The sequence below is a fragment of the Flavobacterium sp. Flavsp81 genome (genome assembly GCF_059491325.1).
In genome coordinates this window covers 4649966-4673806 of sequence record NZ_CP168505.1, presented here as the reverse complement: position 1 = coordinate 4673806, position 23841 = coordinate 4649966, and the positions used below count along the sequence as shown (strand labels likewise).

Annotated in this window: 19 protein-coding genes; 6 read left to right on the top strand and 13 right to left on the bottom strand. The window is 34.2% G+C overall.

From position 1 onward, the window contains the following. Nucleotides 1-26: 26 nt before the first annotated feature. From ACEN92_RS19635 to ACEN92_RS19620, 4 genes are all read left to right on the top strand, one after another. On the top strand, nucleotides 27-1517 hold the full coding sequence (locus ACEN92_RS19635) for a phage tail-like protein (protein ID WP_495640009.1): 1491 nt from the start codon (nucleotides 27-29) through the stop codon (nucleotides 1515-1517). Nucleotides 1518-1706: 189 nt separating this feature from the next. After that, complete coding sequence (locus ACEN92_RS19630) at nucleotides 1707-2159, top strand: carboxymuconolactone decarboxylase family protein (protein WP_495640008.1); 453 nt, start codon at nucleotides 1707-1709, stop codon at nucleotides 2157-2159. A 114-nt stretch (nucleotides 2160-2273) separates the two neighbouring features. Next, nucleotides 2274-2612 (top strand): YciI family protein, encoded by a 339-nt coding sequence (locus ACEN92_RS19625; RefSeq protein WP_495640007.1) that lies wholly within the window; start codon nucleotides 2274-2276, stop codon nucleotides 2610-2612. Nucleotides 2613-2635: 23 nt separating this feature from the next. Beyond that, on the top strand, nucleotides 2636-3919 hold the full coding sequence (locus tag ACEN92_RS19620) for an RNA polymerase sigma factor (protein ID WP_495640006.1): 1284 nt from the start codon (nucleotides 2636-2638) through the stop codon (nucleotides 3917-3919). Nucleotides 3920-4330: 411 nt separating this feature from the next. On the opposite strand, the gene ACEN92_RS19615 is transcribed toward ACEN92_RS19620, so the two are convergent. The 4 genes from ACEN92_RS19615 to ACEN92_RS19600 all read right to left on the bottom strand — a co-directional run bounded on the left by ACEN92_RS19615 (nucleotide 4331) and on the right by ACEN92_RS19600 (nucleotide 12606). Further along, on the bottom strand, nucleotides 4331-5692 hold the full coding sequence (locus tag ACEN92_RS19615) for a pyridoxal-phosphate dependent enzyme (protein ID WP_495640005.1): 1362 nt from the start codon (nucleotides 5690-5692) through the stop codon (nucleotides 4331-4333). 45 nt (nucleotides 5693-5737) lie between these two features. Further along, nucleotides 5738-7705, bottom strand: coding sequence for a putative porin (locus tag ACEN92_RS19610; RefSeq protein WP_495640004.1), 1968 nt, complete (start codon nucleotides 7703-7705; stop codon nucleotides 5738-5740). 218 nt (nucleotides 7706-7923) lie between these two features. Continuing rightward, complete coding sequence (locus ACEN92_RS19605) at nucleotides 7924-9372, bottom strand: RagB/SusD family nutrient uptake outer membrane protein (RefSeq protein WP_495640003.1); 1449 nt, start codon at nucleotides 9370-9372, stop codon at nucleotides 7924-7926. Between the two features lie 93 nt (nucleotides 9373-9465). Beyond that, nucleotides 9466-12606: a SusC/RagA family TonB-linked outer membrane protein gene (locus ACEN92_RS19600; protein WP_495640002.1), complete on the bottom strand. Its 3141-nt coding sequence runs from the start codon at nucleotides 12604-12606 to the stop codon at nucleotides 9466-9468. A 362-nt stretch (nucleotides 12607-12968) separates the two neighbouring features. On the opposite strand from ACEN92_RS19600, the gene rnhB reads away from it, so the two are divergent. Next, complete coding sequence (gene rnhB, locus ACEN92_RS19595; protein ID WP_495640001.1) at nucleotides 12969-13628, top strand: ribonuclease HII; 660 nt, start codon at nucleotides 12969-12971, stop codon at nucleotides 13626-13628. A 96-nt stretch (nucleotides 13629-13724) separates the two neighbouring features. Here the strand turns inward: rnhB and lipB are convergent, their stop codons facing one another. Further along, nucleotides 13725-14423: a lipoyl(octanoyl) transferase LipB gene (gene lipB, locus ACEN92_RS19590; protein WP_495640000.1), complete on the bottom strand. Its 699-nt coding sequence runs from the start codon at nucleotides 14421-14423 to the stop codon at nucleotides 13725-13727. Between the two features lie 5 nt (nucleotides 14424-14428). Then, entirely contained in the window at nucleotides 14429-15187 is a 759-nt protein-coding gene (locus tag ACEN92_RS19585; RefSeq protein WP_495639999.1) for a hypothetical protein, read from the bottom strand. A 466-nt stretch (nucleotides 15188-15653) separates the two neighbouring features. On the opposite strand from ACEN92_RS19585, the gene lysS reads away from it, so the two are divergent. Then, nucleotides 15654-17357 (top strand): lysine--tRNA ligase, encoded by a 1704-nt coding sequence (gene lysS, locus ACEN92_RS19580; protein WP_495639998.1) that lies wholly within the window; start codon nucleotides 15654-15656, stop codon nucleotides 17355-17357. A gap of 83 nt (nucleotides 17358-17440) precedes the next feature. Here lysS and ACEN92_RS19575 read toward each other — a convergent pair whose 3' ends face one another. From ACEN92_RS19575 to ACEN92_RS19545, 7 genes are all read right to left on the bottom strand, one after another. Further along, nucleotides 17441-17821, bottom strand: coding sequence for a hypothetical protein (locus ACEN92_RS19575; protein ID WP_495639997.1), 381 nt, complete (start codon nucleotides 17819-17821; stop codon nucleotides 17441-17443). A 285-nt stretch (nucleotides 17822-18106) separates the two neighbouring features. After that, entirely contained in the window at nucleotides 18107-19123 is a 1017-nt protein-coding gene (locus tag ACEN92_RS19570) for a 2-hydroxyacid dehydrogenase (protein WP_495639996.1), read from the bottom strand. An 18-nt stretch (nucleotides 19124-19141) separates the two neighbouring features. Next, on the bottom strand, nucleotides 19142-19393 hold the full coding sequence (locus ACEN92_RS19565; RefSeq protein ID WP_495639995.1) for a DUF6755 family protein: 252 nt from the start codon (nucleotides 19391-19393) through the stop codon (nucleotides 19142-19144). Between the two features lie 19 nt (nucleotides 19394-19412). Beyond that, complete coding sequence (locus ACEN92_RS19560) at nucleotides 19413-19928, bottom strand: Rieske (2Fe-2S) protein (protein WP_495639994.1); 516 nt, start codon at nucleotides 19926-19928, stop codon at nucleotides 19413-19415. Between the two features lie 11 nt (nucleotides 19929-19939). Then, nucleotides 19940-20509 carry a 4Fe-4S dicluster domain-containing protein gene (locus ACEN92_RS19555; protein ID WP_495639993.1) on the bottom strand — a complete coding sequence of 190 codons (570 nt, stop codon included), beginning with the start codon at nucleotides 20507-20509 and terminating at the stop codon, nucleotides 19940-19942. A gap of 22 nt (nucleotides 20510-20531) precedes the next feature. Then, nucleotides 20532-22748, bottom strand: coding sequence for a molybdopterin oxidoreductase family protein (locus ACEN92_RS19550; protein WP_495639992.1), 2217 nt, complete (start codon nucleotides 22746-22748; stop codon nucleotides 20532-20534). 22 nt (nucleotides 22749-22770) lie between these two features. Further along, nucleotides 22771-23820 (bottom strand): MFS transporter, encoded by a 1050-nt coding sequence (locus tag ACEN92_RS19545; RefSeq protein WP_495639991.1) that lies wholly within the window; start codon nucleotides 23818-23820, stop codon nucleotides 22771-22773. Nucleotides 23821-23841: the final 21 nt, after the last annotated feature.

Sequence of the window (23841 nt, the reverse complement as noted above, 5' to 3'; positions counted from 1 at the left end):
AACTAACCCTCAAATAATTAGAAATTATGATAATAGCATCTGCACTACAAAATCATAAGGCATTCTTATTACTCTTTTTTTTCCTGTTGACATTTATAGGAAATGCACAAATCGGAATTGGAACCGTAACACCAAATGCAAGTTCGGTTCTTGATATTTCTTCTACTACTCAGGGAATGTTAGCACCCAGAATGACAACTGCACAAAAAAATGCGATAGCGTCTCCTGCAGATGGTTTAATGGTCTATGATACTGACTTGAAAACATTTTATTTTTATGTAAGTACAACCACATCATGGACACCTTTAAACAGTACAGCAAGCAGACTCAATTTTAAACGTATAAGATCAACTGATGTTTTAGCTACTGTTTTAGCAGCTGAACTTGCAGCCGGCGGAGGTTCCAAATATGTTTTAGACTCAAATACATTATATGAAATCAACGGCATGATAACCTTTAATTTCCCTATAGATCTTAATAATGCTTATCTGGAAGGGATGGATGCCAATAGTGATATAATACGCCGTGCCACAGGAAATATTTTTGAAGGAGCAACAGGCGGAACTATAAAAAATGTAACTCTTATAGCAACTGCAGGGCTTGTTTTTAATCTAACCGCGTCATCTAATGCACAAAATTTTTTACTACGGGATACTATTATTGCCAACTCTAATACAGTAGGTACACTTTCCGGCTTTGGATTGGTGTTTATTAGTATAGTTCAGTTTTCGGGAAATGCTAACGGATTAACCTACACCAATGTAGATTCATTATTACTTAGCAATTTAGCATGGTTTGGTAATAATACAGGAACCTTTGAAAAATTGACAGGAACCTTTACCCAGGTACAAAAGCAAGGAGGTTTTAGCGCCGTAAACGGTACCGCTATAGGCTTTGATGTTTCTACAAGCGGCCTTACCGTAACTGATGGAGATTTAGAGACTGTTGTTTTTACAGGCACAAACACTACAGGATATATAAAACCCTATACAACAGGAACATACACGGGATACAATTTTACTAATAACTGGACGGCCAGATCAACTGGAATTCCTACCGAAGCTGATTCGAATGCTGCCGGGGATTTCTCTATGGACTACTCTGTGGGTTCTGGTCTTGGAGTATCCTTTAACAATTCAAACCCCAGTAACATAGTAAAAGTTGGTAGCGGTACTCCATTGACAACATATTCTAATTTATTTAGGTTCTCAACTGATCCAAGTGTTAACAGGATAAAATATGTCGGAAAAAAGAAAAGAATTTTTTTAATAACCGGTTCAATTTCTTTTCAGGTTCCGGCAGCAGGTACTTACATTATTTATATTTATAAAAATGGTACTGCTTTAAGCCAATACAAGATTTATGGTAGAGGGGCAGCTGTAAATGATATTGTAGTGCTTCCGCTAAATGCCACTGTTGAGCTAGCCACTAATGATTATATTGAAGTGTTTGCTCAACGCTATAGTGGAAGTAATGGTGATATTGTAGTTCCAAACATGACTTTAACTCTTAAATAAAAACTCCTTTACTTTTTTTCATGATAGCTTAGTATAAAAATCTGCTAGAATGACTTTCTAAATAATAAAATATTTTAATCAAACACTTGTAAAATGTTGCAAGTGTTTTTTTTTATTTTTTTTTAAAAATTTTTGTCCAATTCTGAAAGTTCAGTTGTCATTAGGGTATAACATTTAAAATTATACAACATGAAAACTAGAATTAATGTATTGGAAAAAGGTCAAAAAGCATTAGGAACCTTATTTGGAATTACAGGCTATTTGAAAAAAGCTACAATCGAAAAATCTCTTTTAGAGCTGATAGATTACAGAGTATCCCAAATTAATAATTGTGCTTATTGTTTAGACATGCATTCCAAAGAAGCTTTAGCTAATGGCGAAACAATTCAACGCTTGTGCGGATTAAGTGCCTGGAGAGAAACCCCTTATTTTACACAACGCGAAAGAGCTGCCCTTGCCTATGCAGAAGCCGTAAATGCCTGCAATGTTCCAGACGAAATTTACAATATTGCAAAAGCTGAATTTTCTGAGGAAGAACTAATTGATCTTACGCTTGCAATTGCTGCAATTAATACATGGAACTGCATTAATATTGCTTTCTCTAATACTCCCGGAGATTACAGAGTGGGGCAATTTGGATAAATAAACAGGCTGTTTTTTTTTCGATAAAATATTAAATTTATACCTTAATAAAATGGCCTTTATTTTAAAAAAAAATTAAAAATGTAAATTGACAACTTATAAAAACATAAAGAAATGAATGAATTTTTATTGATTTTCAGAAGAGATTTTATATCAAAAGAAACACAGCCTTCTCCGGAAGAAATGCAGCAGCATTTTCAGCAATGGCAAAATTGGTTTGGAAGTTTAGCTGCGCAGGATAAAATTGCAAGACCTTTACAGCGTTGGGACGGACAAGGAAAACTGGTAAGTTCTGATAAAGGTATTACAAATGGTCCTTACGCTGAAATTAAAGAATCTATTGGCGGATTGGCCATTATCAGGGCCAAGGATTATGATGAAGCAGTCGAAATTGCCCAGGGATGTCCGGTTTTAAATTTTGGAGGAAATGTAGAAATACGAATGGCCGTTTAAACCAGAAATAATAAATATTAAAAATGCCTTTGTACCTTTACTTAGGCATTTTGCTTTATAATATGGATAATAAAGAACTTATACCAAACCTGTTCAGAACAGAGTATCAAAAAATAGTTTCGGTTCTCTGCAATCTATTTGGAATTCATCATATTGAAATTGCCGAAGATATTGTGAGTGATACTTTTTTGGCCGCGTCAGAAACCTGGGCCATAAAAGGGATCCCGGAAAATCCAACGGCATGGCTTTATACAGTGGCTAAAAATAAAACTAAAAATTATTTTAAAAGAAATACCGTTTTTGAAACAAAAATAGTTACCGAAATAAAACACAATACACCACTGAATATTCCTGAAACAGATATTGATTTATCAGACCAAAATATTGCTGATAGTCAATTGGCAATGATCTTTACCGTTTGTAATCCCTGTAATTCTGACGAAGCCCAAATTGCGCTTGCCCTTAATTTATTATGCGGCTTTGGAATAAATGAAATATCTGATGCTTTCCTTTCCAATAAGGAAGTCATTTACAAAAGAATCAATCGTGCCAGGGAAAAACTCAAAGAAAAAAATATTAAAATCCAAAATCCAAGCCCTTCTGAAGTAAAGGACAGAATGAATACGGTTTTGAAAACAATATACCTTCTTTATTCTGAAGGCTACTACTCTATTTCGCAAAACACAACTTTACGAAAAGATCTTTGTGCCGAAGCGATGCGGCTTGCTTATTTATTAACTCAAAATGAAGCTACAAATTTACCAGAAACCAATGCTTTGATGGCTTTAATGTGCTTTCATTCTTCCAGATTTGAAGCCAGGACATCTCAAAACGGTGAAATCATTTTATATCAGGATCAGGACCAATCGCTTTGGAATCAGGAATTAATAGATAAAGGAACTTATTTTTTAAGTAAATCATCAACAGGAAATACGCTTTCCAAATACCATCTTGAAGCAGGAATTGCTTATTGGCACACGCAGAAAGAAGATACTGTCGAAAAATGGGAGCATATTCTCGAATTATACAATAATCTGATCATTTTAGAATATTCTCCAATTGTGGCTTTGAACAGGACATATGTTTTATCAAAAGTAAAAAGCAAGGAAGAAGCAATCACAGAAGCCGAAAAACTCAATTTAACCGATAATCATTTTTATTATTCCTTACTCGGAAATTTATATTCAGACTTTGATAATAAAAAAGCTTTACAACAATTTGAAACCGCATTGGGGCTTGCCAAAACATTAGCCGATAAAAATATCATCAGTAAAAATATTGAACAACTAAATTCAAAAACTAATTAAAGATAAAATCCTGTAAATAAATAACCATAGAATTATACAAGAAAACTGAATGAAGCCTAAGTTCTCTCGTAACCTTAAGATATAATAGATTAATTCACAATTATAGAATTTCTAAATCCAATTGCAAATGTTACTGCTGTTGAACAAGCTGATGTAGTAATTAAATCTATATTGAAATAAAAATTAAAAAGGGAAATAGTATCTAAATTATTTCCCTTTTTGTAAATAATTCAATAGAAATATTAAAAAATCAAAAAGTATAATGAGTAAAACATCTTTGTACTTCTATAAATCATTGTCTTCCTGAAACCATTCGTCTCGTTCAGAATAAACTTAGCCAGAAGCTTTCCGGAAAGGGCTTCGACTCCGCTTAGCCTGACATCTGTTTTGAAATTACCCGGTTAAACTTAATTATTTAATAGCTCCAATAATGTCATATTTAGTAATGATATGATGGTTACCATTTTCTAAATCAACTAAAACAGCGTCATTTTCTTTGGTAAAAAGTTTAGAAACTTCTTCAATCGGGGTTCCTAATCTCACAATTGGAAAAGGTTTCCCCATTACTTCTTTAATAGGTTTTTCAGCTACATTTTTATCAGCCACATAACTTCTGAACAAATCAGTTTCATCAACAGAACCAACAAAACCGTTGATATCAACTACCGGGATTTGAGATATTTTATATTTACGCATGCGTTCAATAGCATGCGAAACCAACTCTTCGGTTCGAACAACAATCAATTCCTTATCAATGTGGTCTTTAATAACATCTTCTGCCTTCGTAATATTTTCATCAAGAAAACCACGCTCACGCATCCAGTCATCATTGAACATTTTACCTACATAACGGCTTCCGGAATCGTGAAATAAAACAACAACAACATCTTCTGGTTTAAAATGTTCTTTTAGCTGTAATAATCCCTTAATACAAGCTCCTGCTGAATTCCCTACAAAAATCGCTTCTTCCAAGGCAATTTTTCTTGTATAAACCGCGGCATCTTTGTCTGTTACTTTTGTAAATCCGTCAATTAGAGAAAAGTCTACATTTTTAGGTAAAATATCTTCCCCGATTCCTTCGGTGATGTAAGAGTAAATTTCATTTTCATCAAAAATTCCGGTTTCATGGTATTTTTTAAAAACAGAACCATAAGTATCGATTCCCCAAATTTTAATATTCGGATTTTTTTCTTTTAAATATTTCCCAACACCCGAAATAGTTCCGCCGGTTCCTACCCCAACTACAAAGTGTGTAATCTTACCCTCTGTTTGTTTCCAGATTTCCGGACCTGTCTGCTCATAATGCGCCAGGGTATTCGATAAATTATCGTATTGGTTTACATACCATGAATTAGGTGTTTCTTCAGCGAGGCGTTTTGAAACTGAATAATACGACCGAGGATCTGTTGGTTCAACATTTGTAGGACAAACAACTACTTTAGCACCAACAGCACGCAAAATATCCATTTTTTCTTTGGATTGTTTGTCAGATATCACACAAATCAATTTATATCCTTTTATAATAGCCACTAATGCCAATCCCATTCCGGTATTTCCGGATGTTCCTTCAATTATGGTTCCGCCGGGTTTTAAACGTCCATCAGCCTCAGCATCTTCAACCATTTTCACGGCCATTCTGTCTTTGACAGAATTTCCGGGATTAAAAGTTTCGACTTTTGCCAATACCAAAGCGTCAATTTCGGCAACAACCTTATTAAGTTTTACTAATGGTGTATTTCCAATAGTTTCTAAAATGTTATTTGAAAAGTCCATTTATTTTTGAGTTTAATTTTTTTGTCTTAAGATAAAACAGCTTTTCTATTGAAAGAAATTCCAAACCAAACCAAATCTGATTGTGAAATCGCGATATGGATTACCTGGTGCTGAATAAAGTTTATTTTCTGAAAAAGCAGCATTAAAATGTTCTGCTTTTAAATAAATTCGGGTCTGGCGAATCCTTCCATTAAGGAAAAAATCAAACGTTGGATAGCTCCCAATTTTTTTCGTATCCTGAACAAAAAATTCTCCCACGACCGGATTGTAATCATTTGCATAGTATTTTGTGAAATAATTAAAAATAATTCCGGTCTGAATATAAAGTGCTTTTTTAAAGAAATAGGTAGAATAATAAAACGTGTTTCGGGTTACAAAATCCGGCACATTTAAGATAAGATCTGATTGTGTTACTTTTTGATACAGGAAAGTATTATCTAAACCAAAATCTCCAAATTTAAACTCTTTATTTGCCTTTACAGATAAGTAATTAATAGTATTTCCGTATTGTTCGGGATTTATAATCTGAACCCGATTTTCCTTTTGTTCAGCAGTAGCAACATCTTTAAAATACAAATGATCGTTTAAAACGGAATATTGCACCTCTGCATTTAGCCATGGAGTAAAAACATTAGCGCTAAGCGAATTAATTTTTTCGTTTTTAAAATCATTGTACCAATTGTATTCTACATAACTGCTTTGGTATAAATTATAGTTGTTATTGGGCAATTTGTTGATATTTCTGTAACGGAAATCAAATTGTATTTTATCATTTAAATTATACCTCAACTTAGCGTCTAAGTCAGAAAGTGATTGATTTGTAATAGATCTTGAATATAAAAGCCTCCCGTTCCATTTATTTTTCTGGTATTCATATTGCAATCCAAAACTATTAATTTCCTGAAACAGATTATCCGGAATAATGTCTCCGTCATCCTGAAAAATAATACGGTTGTATTTGTAATTTGACCTGTAATCATCAATAAAGAAATTAAATTTTCCAATCAGCGAGTTTTCGTAAGCCAATCCTACTCTATTGTATAATTTTTCGAAACGGGTCTGATCTTTCATATTACTGGAAACATAAGATTCCCCAAACCTCTGAACAGAAGTATTACCAACTGTTGATAAAACCGTAGGCTGCTTGTATTCGAAAAACTTGTTCTCATAATTAAACTGATGGGTAACATATAAATTGTTATTCCCCTGCTTAGGGTTTATTCTGAAAGCGTGATCAAAAAAAAGCCTTTTCCCTTTTAAGAAAGATTCAGCATCAGTCAGATAAACTTCCAGTCGTTGGCGATTAGCAAAGTTTGGATCTCCGCTTTCAAAATCTTCCGGTGTTGTGATTCCGCCATTTTCTTCGTTCAAAATATCCTGATAGGTATAATGGAGGTATAAAACATAGCGCATATCAGTAGTATTATAACTTGCTCCTATTTTAAAATTCCCGATACTCGTAAGCTGGTTGATATATTTCCCCTCTGAACGCAATCCTCTGTAACCTGCAAAAAAGTTAAGATTTTTAGATGTGTTTAAAGTAATAAACGAATCGACATTTTGCCCTTTACCAATACTTGTATTAAAAAACAACTCGGTTAATGGCGTTGCAACATGATAATAGTGGATCTCGCTGGCATCCAAAAAATTAAAATGTTTTCCTTTAAAACCAATATCGGGATAAGGAGAAAAATCGGTTAAGCTGTATTGAAGTGTATTGTAAGTTTGTCCGATATTAGAAAAAGGCAGAAGTCCAAAATTATCTCTGCGGAGATAATTTTGCTTATAAGCACTTTTTAAGGTTAACGAAGTATCAACTATAGTCGTATCGTGTTCTAAAGTAATAATTTGATATTGCTCAATCTTGGCAATCAGGCTCTTTTTCTTTTTTACAGTATCCGTAACACTTGAATATTTCGAATTCATATCTAAATTATTTTTAGGAACAGTTTTTTCCTGAGAGAATAATAGAGCTGGAAAGACAAATAGATATAATAAAAAGGATATTCTCATTTGATAACTTTATGTATGTGTAATTACTTCCATTAAAATTGGTAAAGCAAAGGTAAATGATAAAAATGATTAGACATATATAAATTATAAATTTGCATTGCAAATACAGAAGTTAAGACACAAAATTTAACGCCAATTATTTAATTCGATAAAACTAAGCCATAAAAAAACCGAATTTGATATATCAAATTCGGTTTTCATTATCTAATTAAAAAAAATTATCTGTTATCATTAACTGATGGTTCAATAAATGGGTTAGCATCAATTTCAGCCTGAGGAATTTTAAGGGAAAATTTCTTGTCATCTGCAGTTAAATTACCTGCAACCCCAATTCTATGATTACCTGTTCTGGTAATACCTCTTCTTAAACGTTTTGCGTCAAACCATTCTATTCCATTTTCACAATATAGTTCTTTACGTCTTTCTAATAAAATTTCTTCTATCAGGGCTGCTCCGGTATTAGCTGATTTAACAGCATTTACATCTCTGTTTTTTTGTAGCGTATACAATAAGTCATGTGCTGCAGTTTCTTTACCTGCTTGTCTTGCTTTTGCTTCCGCTTCAAGAAGAATCATTTCTGGGGTTCTAATAATTGCGAAATCACCATCAAATGAGAACTTAAATTTACGAGTAGTCCAATAACGATAATCAGTCAAAGGGTAGCTAGCACTTTTTGGAAAGAAATAACTTCTTACATCAGTTGCTGAAAACAATTTTACAAATTCACTATTAATATAAATAGAGGCATAAGAAGAAACCGTATGATCTGCTCCGGCTGCTGGAAATCCATAATAATAATTAGTTTGATCTGCAGATTGAGCATTACCCCAAATCCACTCTACATTCGAATAATCATTAAAACCAGAACGGTATGTTGATGCACTTAAAACAGCAGTTGGATTTCCGCCATAAGCAGCATTTGCAGCAACTTCTGCCTCTGGCCATTTACCCATAACTTGATATACCTCTGCCAAAATAGCATTTGCAACACTTTTGTTAATGTATGATTTACCCAAACGAGAATCTGTTAAACCTGATACCGCTTTTGTTAAATCACTTTCAATTAAAGCATACACTTCTTTTACTGTTGACATTGGTTTACCTTCAATTCCTGTAGCAGTATAAATAGGTGGTGCTGGATAATTCGGGTCAAAAGAATAAGTAGGAGCAAATTCTAAAACCAACTGATGATAGAAAAAGCCTCTTAAAGCATAGCCATAAGCCGCTAATTCCGTTTTATCTGAATCTCCAAGTGTACTTGCTTCAACACCTTCAATAAGTCCATTTGCTTGATTGATCATGTAAAAGCAATAGTTCCATGTAAAAGTAGTTCTTCTATAGGTAGGCTCACGATTATCATTTGCATAATCAAAAGCATACCAACTAGTAGTATTTATGATATCATTCCCTTTTACAGAACGAGCTGTAAAAATCGAGTTTAATCCCGCAGCATCTGTACTAGAAGCTCCTGATGTATTAAGAAACTGCCCTCTGAAATTTCGCATTATACCCGAAATAAAAGCCTCTACTCCTTCTCTTGAAGAAAAAACAACTCCTGAAGGAACGCCTTGGGTAGGCTGTGGTTCATCAAGAAATTCTTTACTACAGCTTACTAACATCCCTACCGAGATGAAAGCTACTAAAAATTTTGAAAATATATTTTTCATATATATATAATTTATTTATTATCAATCTTATTATGGTATGTCTTTTTAGTAGTTTGCTTAAAAAACTAAAAAAACAAAAACTCATAATTTTTTTTAGAATTCTAAATTAAGACCAAATGAAACAATTTTTTGGTTGTACGATCTACTGTTTGTTGCACCAGATAAACTTTGCTCTGGATCAATTCCTTTATGAGTTTGGTATGTCCATAAATTATCTCCTTGGAAATACAATCTCAATTTAGAAACACTCAATTTATTTAAAAGACTGCTAGGTAAATTATAACCAAAGTTCAATGCTTTTAATCTTATATAATCGTTTTTGAATAAAAAACGTGTAGATTGGCTTGTGAAATCATTATTTGATGTCAATAATAATGGAACATTAGTGTTGTCCCCTGGATTTTGCCAACGATTTTCTAAATCTGCAGAAGCAGCTCTTCCTGGTGTTTTAAAACCATCCATCAATGAAGCATATGTGCTATCATAAACCGATGCACCATAACTAAAATTGAATAAAACATTAAGATCAAATGCTTTGTATCTAAAATAGTTCGTCAATCCACCTATTACATCAGGCAAAGAACTTTGACCTACATAATGTCTTGAAGCTTCAGAATATACTTTTGTAGTAGTTTTTTCCCCTGTAGGAGTACCATCTGTTCCTAAAACATCTTTGTACCACATACCATATCCAGTATCAGGATCTACACCTGCCCATTCTTGAACATAAAATTCATATATAGAACGACCTACTTCCCATCTTTTGTTACCATTTACGAAACTTTCTTGGGTAAGTGAAGTAACTTTACTTTTATCTAGTGAGAAATTTAAACTTGTCGTCCATAAAAAATCATTTGTTGTAATATTTTTTGAACTCAAAGAAAACTCCCAACCATAATTTCTAAGCGAACCAACATTTGTTAATACACCACCTGTTGGACTACCAGTAGATGTTGGTAATGGTTGCTTCAATATTAAATCTACAGAATTTTTATTATAGTAATCAACAGTTCCAGAAATTCTATTTTTGAATAAACCAAATTCTAAACCAACGTTTGCAGATCCTGTTTTTTCCCACTTAAGATTTCTATCAACCACATTACCTAAAATCACACCTGGATTATCTAATTCAGGCCAACCTGTTTCATAATTTTGAATATAAGGGAAATAATTATCAGAACCATCTGTATTTTGAATTCTTTGGTTTCCTAACTCACCATAAGAAGCTTTCAATTTTAAATAATTAATAGCATCAACGTTTTTCAAGAAGTTTTCCTCAGATACTAACCAAGAACCTCCTACTGCATAAAAGTTACCCCATCTAACATCTTCAGCAAAACGACTAGAACCATCTCTACGGAATGAGCCTTCTAAGAAGTATTTTTCATTGTAGTTATATGTCAAACGACCAAGGTAACTAGAAATTCTATCTTCATTGATGTATCCTGACACATCAGTAGGAGATGTTTTTCCACCTAATACTTTTACTCCAGGCAAAAATCCTTCACCTTGTGCCCCCAGAACATCTATTTTAAAATTATAAGCTTCTTGAATTAAATCAGCGCCCAGGTTATGATTACCAAAAGATTTTTTATAACTCAACGTATTTATGAAGTTCGTAGCAGTAGTAATATCTCTATTTTGAGTGACCCTACCACCAACACTTGCAGCATAGCCTACTTCATTACTTGCATAGTCATAATCGTCATACAAATATTTATCATATGCTAAATTTGTTTTAAAAGTCAAATCTTTAGCTATTGTAAATTGCATATAAGCATTTGCAGTAAAATTGTCTCTATTGTATTTTGTATCATATTTATACAAAGAACCATAAGCATTTTCATTATTAAATGTAGGACGTGTGCCATTTACTGCTTGACCAACATTTGCCCCATAATCAAATATGTTATTACCTGATCCATCTTTTATTAAAGCACCATTATCATCTCTTCTATATACTGGATAGATAGATGGAACATTATAAATCCATTGAATCGCACTTTGATAACTTGAACCACTTTGAGAAGGGTAATTTTGTTTAGAAGTAGAGTAAAATGCAGTAATACCAGTAGTAAACCAATTGTTGATTTTTGAATCAATACTCAAACGTGTAGTAACACGATCAAATTTTGAAGTAACCACATTACCTTCTTGAGACAAGTAATTTGTTGAAAAAGCATACTTTGTATTTTCACTACCACCATTAATTGCAAATGAATGCTCTTTTCTAACCGCTGCATCATTCAAAATTAAAGAAGCCCAATCTGTATCCCAATTTTTTTCAGTCGTAACTAAATTTCCAGAAGCATCTACTGGTTTAGCCACAGTATATGGATTATAACCTAGTGAAGCTATTAAATTATTTGATGCATTTTGTCCAGCAACAGCAGCTGTTTGCCCGCTTACATACTGATTCGCATTTCTTAATCCTTCCCAGCTGTATTTCATATAAGTATCAGAATCAAGCATGCTATGCAATTTTACTGCATTGCTTGAAAAACCTAATACAGTAGAAAATGAAACTTTTGGAGCTGAATTTAATTTACCTCTTTTAGTTGTAATCACAATAACTCCATTAGATCCTCTAGAACCATATAAGGCAGTAGAAGAAGCATCTTTTAAAACGTTAATAGACTCTACTTGATCTGAACTAATAGAATTTAAGTTTCCTGCAAAAGGAGCACCATCTAAAATAATCAAAGGATCTGCCGCCGCATTAATAGAATTTATACCTCTAATACGAATAGTTGGATTTTCTCCAGGCATACCACTTGCAGCAATAATATTAACCCCTGCAACACTACCTTGCAAACTAGTTAATACACTTGTAGCTAATTGTTTCTCTAAAACCTCTGCTCCAATAGATACTACGGAACCTACAATTGCTTTTTGTTTCTGTGTACCATAAGCAACTACAACAACTTCATCTAAAGATTTAACCCCGGATTCCATTGTTACATTCAGCTTATCTGATGCACCAACAGAAACTTGTTTATCTTCCATTCCAACATATGAAAATATTAAGACATCTCCTGTTTTTGCTTTTATGGAATATCCACCGTCAAAATCAGTCTGTGTACTTGTTTTAGTTCCTTTAACCAGAACATTCACACCTGGAATAGCCATTGAACCATCTGACACTACTCCCGAAACAGTTCTCTCCTGAGCAAAAGAAAACTGCATAGATAAAGCCACTAATAGCGTGCAAATCCATTTTAATTTTAATTTCATTTTAATATATTTTGAATTAGTATGAAACAAACTTCTTAATTATTTCTTAATATAACAAATAAATTTAATACGATATTCGTATTAAATTTAATAATACTTTAACATTGGTTTAGTAATCTATATTTTTAACTTGTAATTAAAATGCAATTCTCAAAAAACAGTTAAATTTTTAAGTTTTAAACAATTGTACATTTTAATACTTTCAAAACAAAAACAATCAAAAGCTATTCATAAACCAAATAAATAGTTAATAATTTATTAAAAAATCAAAAAAAATCACACATTTAAAAATAATCACAAATGCAATAATAATTTTTAAAAAAATATTTTTAATATTTGCAAAAAAAAGTATATTTTACCAAATGCTTCAAAAAAATTTTTCAGGATATGTTTTCGAAACCGGGACTGATGAAGCCGGACGTGGTTGTCTGGCTGGACCAGTTACGGCTGCAGCTGTAATTTTACCTGCTCATTTTGAACATTCTGATTTAAATGACAGTAAACAGCTATCCGAAAAAACAAGAGAGTTTTTAAAGCCAATTATTGAAGAAAATGCCGTTTGTTTTGCCGTAACACATTTGTATCCGGATGAAATTGACGAAATAAATATCCTGAATGCTTCTATGAAAGGAATGCAGGAATGTATTTTAAAATTAAAACAGCAGCCTGAATTTATAATTGTTGACGGCAATAGGTTATTAAATGCAAAACTAGGCCTGAAAAACAATTTTGGAAAACAATTTTCCCTATCCGAAATAGAATTACTAAAATCGATCCCAAATCAAAGTATTATCAAGGGGGATTCAAAATTTTTGAGTATTGCCGCAGCTTCTGTTTTGGCAAAGACGTATCGTGATGAATTCATGAATGAAATACATAAAGAATTTCCCATGTACAACTGGAAACAAAACAAAGGATATCCAACCAGGGAACATCGTGATGCCATCAGAAAATATGGCACTACAAAATATCACCGAATGAGTTTCAGGCTTTTACCGGAACAATTCGAATTAGATTTTTAAACAAAAAAGACTTATCAAATTGATAAGTCTTTTTTGTTCTAAAACTGAAATTTATATATTTATACTTTTCGTCAAACATTTATATCATCTAAAAAATCAAACAAATTCGGCTTCAAATAAACTGGTCATATGTTTTAAGATTTTAGCTTTCACTTCATCCTCATCAACTTTTTCTACACCTAATTCTACGTTTAAAGAGGTAACACCTTTACCGCGAATTCCACATGGAATAATATTATCAAAATAACCCAAATTCACATTCACATTTAAGGCAAATCCATGCATGGTTACCCATCGTGATGCACGTACACCAAGCGCACAAATTTTTCGTGCAAAGGGTGTTCCGGCACCAAGCCAGACTCCGGTTTCTCCTTCACTTCTGCCACATTCCAAACCATACTCAGCTAATGTCAAAATAATAGATTCTTCCAGAAAACGTAAATATTTATGAATGTCAGTAAAGAAATTTTCTAAGTCTAAAATCGGATATCCCACAATTTGCCCTGGCCCGTGATATGTGATATCGCCGCCACGATTAATTTTATAAAAAGCCGCGCCTTTGGCTTCAAGCTGTTTTTCGTTTAAAAGCAAGTTTTCAAGATCACCACTTTTACCCAAAGTATAAACATGCGGATGCTCAACAAACAACAGATAATTTGGAGTTGGCAAATCGAGTTCCTCCCTTCTGTTTTTTATTTTTAAGTCAACAATAGCTGCAAAAAGTTTCTCCTGATATTCCCAGGTTGCTTTATAATCTTTCTGGCCTAAATCCTGAAGCTGAATTTTTTTATTCATTTTTATTATTTTTCAAACTCAACTTCTAAATTGAACTTGTCCGGATTCTCCATATAATCCGTAAATGGGTATTGAATTGTAATTGTTTTTCTGTCTTCACTAAACAAAGCACCTGGATTAGATACTTTTTTGATCTTTTTTGGAAAATGATATTTCAGGATATAATTTGACGATGCAAAAATCATCTTAGACATATCTGCTGCTGTATCTTTGGCTTTTTCAGCCATTTTTTGCTGGTCTACTACTGCCTTTCTAATAAATTTCTTTGCATCATAAGAATAACTCAATTTACTGTTATTATTCATAAAATCACCCCCAAAAGGAGTCGAAGCGCTGGTGCCTTGTTCTAATTTTTGCAAAGTATTCAGCGTTTGCAATAGATCCTGTAATTCGTTTACATTTTTAAAGTTGTTTGAAAGAGTCATTAGGAACTCTTTCTTTTCAGTACTCATTTTGGTATGGACCACTATATTTTCGAGTTTTTTAAGTTCTTTCTGAGTTTCAGGGGAAAGCTTGGCTATACTGTCTTTTTTTTCTTCCAATATCTGTTTAAAGGTAAATGTCGAATCAATATCTTTCTTTCCTTCAGCTAACATCTGGTTTCCTATTTGGTCTCCGGCCATTGCCATTAAGGAAGAACCATCCATATCAACAGAAAATTTCCCGGTTCCGTTATCGTTTACATAAATATTTTCAGTAAAAGTGCAGCTTGTAAATATTGCCAATAAAAAAGAAAAACTAAGTAATTTATATAATTTCATCATGGTTAATTTTTTCTCAAAGATACGGAGTCTATTTTAAAATGTTTAATTGGTTATTTGTTTAATTTAATTCTTAGCATTTAGAATTGCACTCAGATTTTGCAGATTTTATTTGTTTATCTCAACAGATTGAAATCCGTTGCTACAAAATAAATTATTCCTCCGGAATTTTGCCGAAAGAGTTCCATAGGAATAAAGCATATTGTAGGGCTGGATTTTAATGCGTCCCTACAATATGCAGATTTTATAAACACCATCAACCAAAAGGCCTTTTGAAAACTAAAATTTCTAATCCAGCCCCGATAGAAGCGGTATCCTTTTTTGCTTTTTTTTGCAAAAAAGATACAAGTGAATAGCGGGACTAAAGGTCATTGAAATGCCGTAAATTTCTGCTTCAAAAAATCTAAAATCTGTATTCTGAAATCTACATTCTTTTCTTTATCTTTGCGCACTTAAAAAACAGTATATAATGGCCTTATCTGAACAAGAAATCATCCGAAGAGAGAAACTTCAAAACTTACGCAACTTAGGAATCAATCCTTATCCTGCTAATCTTTTTCCTGTAAATCATACTTCAAAGCAAATTAAGGAGTCTTTTGAGGAAGGTAAGAAGGTGATTGTTGCCGGACGTTTGATGAGTGTGAGAGATCAGGGAAAAGCTTGTTTTGCTGAATTGCAGGATAGCGAGGGGCGTATCCAATTATACGTTAATCGTGATGTTTTGTGTGAAGGTGATGATAAAACGTTATACAATCAGGTCTTTAAAAAACTGACCGATTTAGGAGATTTTATTGGTATTGAAGGTGAATTGTTTACGACTAAAGTAGGTGCGCAATGTATTCGTGTTGACGGATTTACTTTTTTGAGTAAAACTTTACGTCCGCTGCCTTTACCAAAAGTAGATGAGGACGGAAATGTGCACGATGCTTTTAATGATGCTGAATTGCGTTACAGAATGCGTTATGTAGATTTAACGGTGAACCAAAGCGTAAAGGAAACTTTTATCAAGCGTACGAAGCTGTTTACTGCTATGCGCGGCTATTTTAACGATGCTGGTTATCTTGAGGTTGAAACTCCTGTTTTGCAGCCAATTGCAGGTGGTGCTTCGGCGAGACCTTTTATCACGCATCATAATTCGCTTGATATTCCGCTTTACATGCGTATTGCGAACGAATTGTATTTGAAAAGATTAATTGTTGGTGGTTTTGATGGTGTTTATGAGTTCTCCAAAAACTTTAGAAATGAAGGAATGGACAGAACACATAATCCTGAATTTACCGCTATGGAAATATATGTAGCCTACAAAGACTACAACTGGATGATGGAATTTGCTGAAGGTTTGCTTGAGCATTGTGCGATTGCCGTAAACGGAACAAGCGAGGTTACTTTTGGCGAGCACAAAATCAACTTTAAGGCGCCTTATGCTCGTGTTACCATGACGGATTCGATCAAACATTTTACCGGTTTTGATATTTCCGGAAAAAGCGAAGACGAATTGTTTGAAGCTGCCAGAGGAATGGGAATCGACGTTGATAAAACAATGGGGAAGGGAAAACTGATTGATGAAATTTTTGGAGCTAAATGTGAAGGAAATTATATTCAGCCGACTTTCATAACGGATTATCCTAAAGAAATGTCTCCTTTGTGTAAAGAACACCGTGATAATCCTGAACTTACAGAGCGTTTTGAATTAATGGTTTGCGGTAAGGAAATTGCAAATGCGTATTCGGAATTGAATGACCCGATTGATCAAAGAGAGCGTTTTGAAGACCAAATGCGTTTGTCTGAAAAAGGTGATGATGAAGCAAACGGAATCATCGATGAAGACTTCTTAAGAGCTCTTGAATACGGAATGCCTCCAACATCCGGAATGGGAATTGGAATGGATCGTCTGATTATGTATTTAACGAATAATGCATCAATTCAGGAAGTATTATTGTTCCCGCAAATGCGTCCGGAGAAAAAACAGGTTCAGATTGAATTGACTGATGAAGAAAAATTTATCGTGGATTTATTGAAAGGAAATGAAAATAAAATGGATTTAACGCAATTAAAAATTACTGCTAATTTAAGTGGTAAAAAATGGGATGCGTCTATGAAAAATTTATCTAAACATGGTTTGACTAAGGTTGCTGTTGAAGGTGATTTTAAGATGGTTGAATTGGTGGGATAGTTTTAAATCTTATCTTATTATAAATATAGCCCGACAGGTTTTAAAACCTGTCGGGCTATTGTTTTTTTTTTTATTTTATAACTCTAAAACGAATACTTTTCCAATTTCTTAGCCTGTATATCCAAAATAACTGGTGACTCTTTAGGAATATCTTCTTTCCTTTTTTCCTGAACGGATGGGTTTGATGGATATTTTCCGTTTTTCATTTTTAGAGAATGTAATGTATTTCCACTTTTAAAAATAAGATCCTTAAAATTTTCAGACGAAGTGATTCCAATAAAAATTGGAAAATCAGTTACGGTAAATGAGTTGATTAAACTTCCGTCATTATTCAGAATATAACCGGAACAGCCACCGCTTCCGCAGAAATAGGAATTAGAGAAACCTACAAAATATTCGTTTTTCTTATCATCATTCAAATCGTAAGCTTCATAATAAAAGAAACGTTGGTCCTTTGTTATCACTGGCAAATCTTTTTTCAGCAAAACCTGGAGTTGTTTTCTAATCAATTCAACTCTTTTATCATTTTTAGCTGGAACTTCGCTCAAATCTGCTGTGCCTGCAACTGTTTTGGATAACGTATCTTCGGCAATTATTTTGATAATATTTTTTGATGCTGGTTTTCTTTGTTTTGACAGGAATATAATGCCAGGATTATTATTGGAATTAAAATTTTACTCTTCATAATTTTTATTTTTATAATTTGTATTATTTAAATTTACTAATAATTGAAACAAAAACTAAGTTTTCTAAACCAATAAAGCCCCCTTATTCTCAATATCATTCTCTGTCAATAAAGATTTTATATTACCAAAAGTCACCAAAGCAATCTGCGTTAAGGCTTCCGTGGTAAAAAAAGCCTGATGTGCTGTGACCAGAACATTCGGAAAACTCATCAATCGCTGAATAGCATCGTCCTGAATAATATCTTCTGATAAATCTTTGAAAAACAGTTTGTCTTCCTGTTCATAGACATCGATTCCGAGATAACCAATTTTACCTTCTTTTAAACCTTCAATAACACAGGCAGTTTCAATTAATCCTCCTCTGCTCGTATTGATAATCATGACGTGTTCTTTCATCAAAGCAATTGATTTTTCGTTGATGATGTGCTTGGTTTGCTCATTTAACGGGCAATGGAGTGAAACAATATCACTTGATTTAAAGATTGTTTCAAGGGATACAAATTCGACTCCGTCTTTTTCCATTTCCAGATTTGTAACAATATCGTATGCCAGGACTTTACATCCAAACCCTAAAACAATTTTAGCAAAAGCTTTCCCGATATTTCCTGTGCCGATAATTCCGATTGTTTTTCCGAATAAATCAAACCCTAATAATCCGTTTAAGGAGAAATTTTGTTCCCGGACTCTATTGTATGCTTTGTGGGTTTTTCTGTTTAAAGTTAGAATCATCGCCATTGCATGCTCTGCAACTGCCTGAGGTGAATAAGCGGGAACACGGCAGACTCTTAAATTGTATTTTTTGGCTGCCTCTAAATCGACATTGTTAAATCCGGCGCAACGTAACGCGATAATTTTTACTTTTTTTTCTGCCAATTGTTTGATGACAGCTTCATTGACAATATCATTTACAAAAACACATACGACTGTAGCATTTTCGATTAAAATAACCGTCTGCGGATTGAGCTGCGTTTCATAAAAATCCAGCTCAAAACCAAACTCATCATTATATTTATTAAAAAAAACTTTGTCGTAAGGCTGGGTTGAAAAGAAGGTGATTTTATTGCCTGCAGTTAAACTCATAGACTATTTATTTAAAATTTACTTCTTATTACTATTATTTCCTGTCGGTAAATAATACATCAGGCTAAAACCTATCAAAAACAAGATCAGGGAAGCTATAAAAGCCGGAATAAGAATTTCTTTATTATTATCTAAAGCATTATTCAAAGAAGCATACAACAACCAAATCTGAATAGTTACATTCAGGATTAGTATAAAAATTAAGGTAGAAAGTATTGCATTCAGTTTATTTGGATTAGATTGATTCTGACTTCTTCTAAAATTACTCATACTGATTTATTTTACTGATTTATCCTAATTTTTCTTCTTGTGTTGCAGCTTTTACATAAATATCGTTTTCTTTAAAAAAAACATCTAATTTAGGTAATGCTCTTGGCGGCGGTCCTGCAATAACATCTCCCGTTTTAGCATCAAAAGAGCCTTCGTGGCACGGACAGTGAATTATACCAGTGCCCGGCTTGTAAAAAACGGAACAGGAAAGATGAGTGCATTTCTGTTCATATGCTTTAAACTCCCCGGTTTCCAGATGAATTAATATATAAGGAATTGTACTTCCTTCTATAACAAAAGCACGTGTACCACCTACAGGAACTTCTTCTTTTTTACATACAAAATGCTCTCCTAACACTTCTTCTTTAGGGAAAAGATGCGCTTTAACCGCTACCAAGCCACTGCCAACCATCAATCCACCGGAAACTAAAGTCAGGAATTTAGCAAAATCCCTACGACTTACATTGGTGGCTTGTTGCTTCTCAATTGGAAAATCTTTCTTCCAGTTTTTATTTAAATTATCTTCTTTCGACATCAATTTATCCGCTAATAGATTATTAATTCGTTACTGCCTTTTGGCATCATAATATTAACTTTGGTATTCACTACTTCTTTCCCAAAAATAAAAGAATTTACCGGTGTACTATTTGGGCGCATTTCCTGAATTTCCTCTCTCGTCCCATAAAACAAAGCTCCACTTGGGCAAACTGTGGCACACATTGGTTTTTTACCTACACTGGTCCTGTCGTAACACATAGTACATTTCATCATCAAATCGTAATTCTCTTCTTTCTTCGGCACGCCAAAAGGACAAGCCATTACACAATTAGAACATCCTATGCAACGCTCTGTATTTGCTGTATGAACGATTCCGAATTCATCTTTAGATATGGCATCAGCAGGACAAACGTTGGCACACACAGGATCATCACAATGCATACATACCTGTACTGTTGTTTGTACTGTAGTAGCACGATCGACGTAATTAACATGAATCATGGATTCCTGACCGTTGGTTTCGCATTCGGAACAAGCCAATTCACAGGCTTTACAGCCAATGCAGCGTTGCATATCTACAAAAAATTCTTCGTTTTTATTGAAACTGGTATAGTTCATTTTTTATTAATTCTTAAATAGATTAAACACTTGCATACGCCATTGATTCGCTTGAAGGCGGTGCTATTTCATTGAGTGGTTCCAAATGGCAGGCACAAACCTTGAATTCCGGTATTTTAGAAATCGGATCTAATGTTCCCGGTGTCAATTGGTTTGCTGATTTTTTTCCAGACCAGTGATACGGAATAAATACAGTATCTTCTCTAATGGTTTCTACAATATTGGCCGGAAAGATCCCTTCTCCTCTTCTGGTTGAAACACGAATTAATTCTCTTTGTTTAATTCCGTATTGTTTGGCTAAATTCGGATGAATTTCCAATAGTGGTTCCGGATACTGATCTACTAATTTTCCAATTCTACGGGTCTGTGTTCCGCTTAAATATTGTGAAACCACGCGTCCTGTAGTTAAAATTACCGGATATTCAGCATCCGTTACTTCACCCGGAAGCTTATATGGCGCCGGATTAAAATGAGCTTTTCCGTCCGGTGTTTTAAATTTTTTATCTTCCCACAAACGAGGTGTTCCGGGATGTCCTATTTCTGGACATGGCCAAAAAACCCCCATTTCATCTTCAATTCTTTGGTAGGTAATTCCATAATAATCAGCAGTTCCTCCTTTGGAAGCAACACGTAATTCGTTAAAAACAGCTTCGCTGTTTTCATACGTAAACTTATCTTTTACCCCCAAACGTTTCGCTAATTCTAAAATAATCGAAGTATCTGTTCTGGCATCCCCCGGAGGAGTAACAGCCTGACGAATACGGATGACACGTCCTTCGGCCGAGGTAGTTGTACCCTCTTCTTCTTCCTGCAAAGAACCCGCTAAAACGATATCAGCATGGCGGGCAGTTTCATTTAGGAAAAAGTCAATACAAACATAAAATTCCAGTTTTTCCAAAGCTTCACGAACATAATTACTATTCGGCAAAGAAACCAACGGATTGAAGCAAATAGACAGCAACCCTTTTATTTCTCCCCTATGAATGGCTTCGATTATTTCGTAAGCAGATAAACCTTTTCCTGGCAGATCTTTCTCATTAATACCCCAAACTTCTGAAATATATTTGCGATGTTCCGGATTTTCTATATCCCTGTTTCCTGGTAACTGGTCACATTTATGACCGTGTTCCCTGCCTCCCTGTCCGTTTCCTTGTCCGGTAATAGTAGCATAGCCACAGTATGGCTTGCCAATTCTTCCTGTTGCCAAAACTAAATTAATACATCCCAAAACATTATCAACACCTTTAGAATGATGTTCTATTCCTCGGGCATGAAGTAAAAAACTCGTTTTGGCTTTACCCCATAATTCGGCAGCTTCTTTTATTTTTTCTTTCTTGATTCCGGTAATCTCTTCTGCCCATTCCAGCGTATTGTCTTTTACGGCATCTAAGGTTTCCTGGAATCCGGAAGTGTGATTATCAATAAAATCGTGATCGAGCATATCGTGATCCGCCAAATATTTTAACATTGCACCATACAAAGCTGAATCTGTTCCCGGTCTCACATCTAAATAAAGGTCAGCTGTTCTGGCCAATGGAATCATTCTTGGATCAATTACAATCAATTTGGCTCCTCTGTCTCTGGCTTTCCAAATCCAGTGTGTTAATGTTGGAAAAGTCTCACTAATGTTAGCTCCGGCCACAATAATCACTTCGGCATATTCTAAATCCGAATAATTATTAGAGCCCCGGTCGAGACCAAATGCTTTTTTATTTCCCGCTCCTGCACTTACCATGCATAAACGTCCATTATAATCTAAATTTTTAGTTTTCAAAGCTACACGGGCAAATTTACCCATCAAATAACTTTTTTCATTGGTCAGCGAAACTCCGGAAAGAACTGAAAACGCATCGTTTCCATATTTCTCTTGAATTCTTTTAATTTCCGAAACCGTTTTACTCATCGCGTCATCCCAGGATGTTGGAACAAATCCTTGCCCTTCTACCCTTTTTAATGGACTTAAAAGTCTGTCCGGATGATTATTTTGTAAATAACGCTGTACTCCTTTTGGACACAATCTTCCTTCGTTGAATGGAAATTCCATCCAGGGTTCAAAACCGACTACTTTGTTGTCTTTTACCGACAATTGAATACCACACTGCATTCCACAAAAACAACAATGTGTTTTTACCAATTCATCTGGTTCATCTCTTCCTTCAAACCCTTCCTTGGGACTATAATTTTTATGTGGTCCAAAATGTTTTATAATATTTTCTGCTGAAACAGGTAATTTTGCCATGTTTATCTCCTTTGTTTTTTAACTATCCGAATAAATTTCCTCCTGCCTGTCTTGCCTTTAGATGCGCCTGGGCCAAACGGGCTCTTTTTCCCTCGGGGCTTAAATCCAGATGTGATCCTCCATCTTCCATTGAAAAGTCAAAACCCAATTTTTTAGTAACTATTTTAAGATCGTCAATATGAAGTTTGGTTGCAAACTCTTCTCCGGTGTGTTTGCAAACTGCCATACCTTTTTTCCTTCCTACCTTATTATAAATATGTGCACCAATTTGTGCCGGTCGCTGAATAATGTGAAAAAACTTCCCAAACGGAATCCATATCAAAAACATAATTACTGTAACGGCATGAAGTACCGCCAAAAAGTCAAATGCAAAACCCTTCATGAATTGATACGAATAAGTCAATCCCAATCCTGTAACCGAAATAGCTATTAATAATATAAGAGGCAGTAAATCACCTTCGAAAGTCTGGGTTGCAATCAAGCCCGGATTAGTCAGCCGTCTCCTTAAATAATACAATGAACCAAAAATCACCAGATAAGAAGACCAGTTTAATGCGTGAAATGTCAGGAATGCCATGATGGAGTCAAGCCTAAAGTCCATCACTTTGAATCCGAAAAAATGTGCTTCATAAACCGATACTGAATTGGGAGCCATGGTAAAATGAATCCAGCCAAATGTAAGTGGAATTGTAATCAAGAAAGCAGATGTACAACCTGCTGCTATCATAAAATGCGCCATCCAACGGTACTTTCCTCTTGGATAAATAAATTTTTGAAAGGCAATATTTTCTATAGATTCTTTGGAAGCAAACCAAAAATGAGAAAACACTTTTCCTGTAAACAAGAAACAAATTCCTCTTTTAAAATAAATCCATGTAGGTGGTCTTTGAAGCCATACGGTATAACGATAAACAATTCCAAAAAAAGCAAACACAGTTCCGAACAAATACGTAATCAGGGCCGCGTCAAAATTTTGCAATTCCCTGGATCCGTAAAACACCAATACAATCATAAATACAGAAAGTATTGTAGCAATAAGTAATGCTTTTATATTGTATGTTCTGTTTTTCATTTTAGGCTATATTAATACACA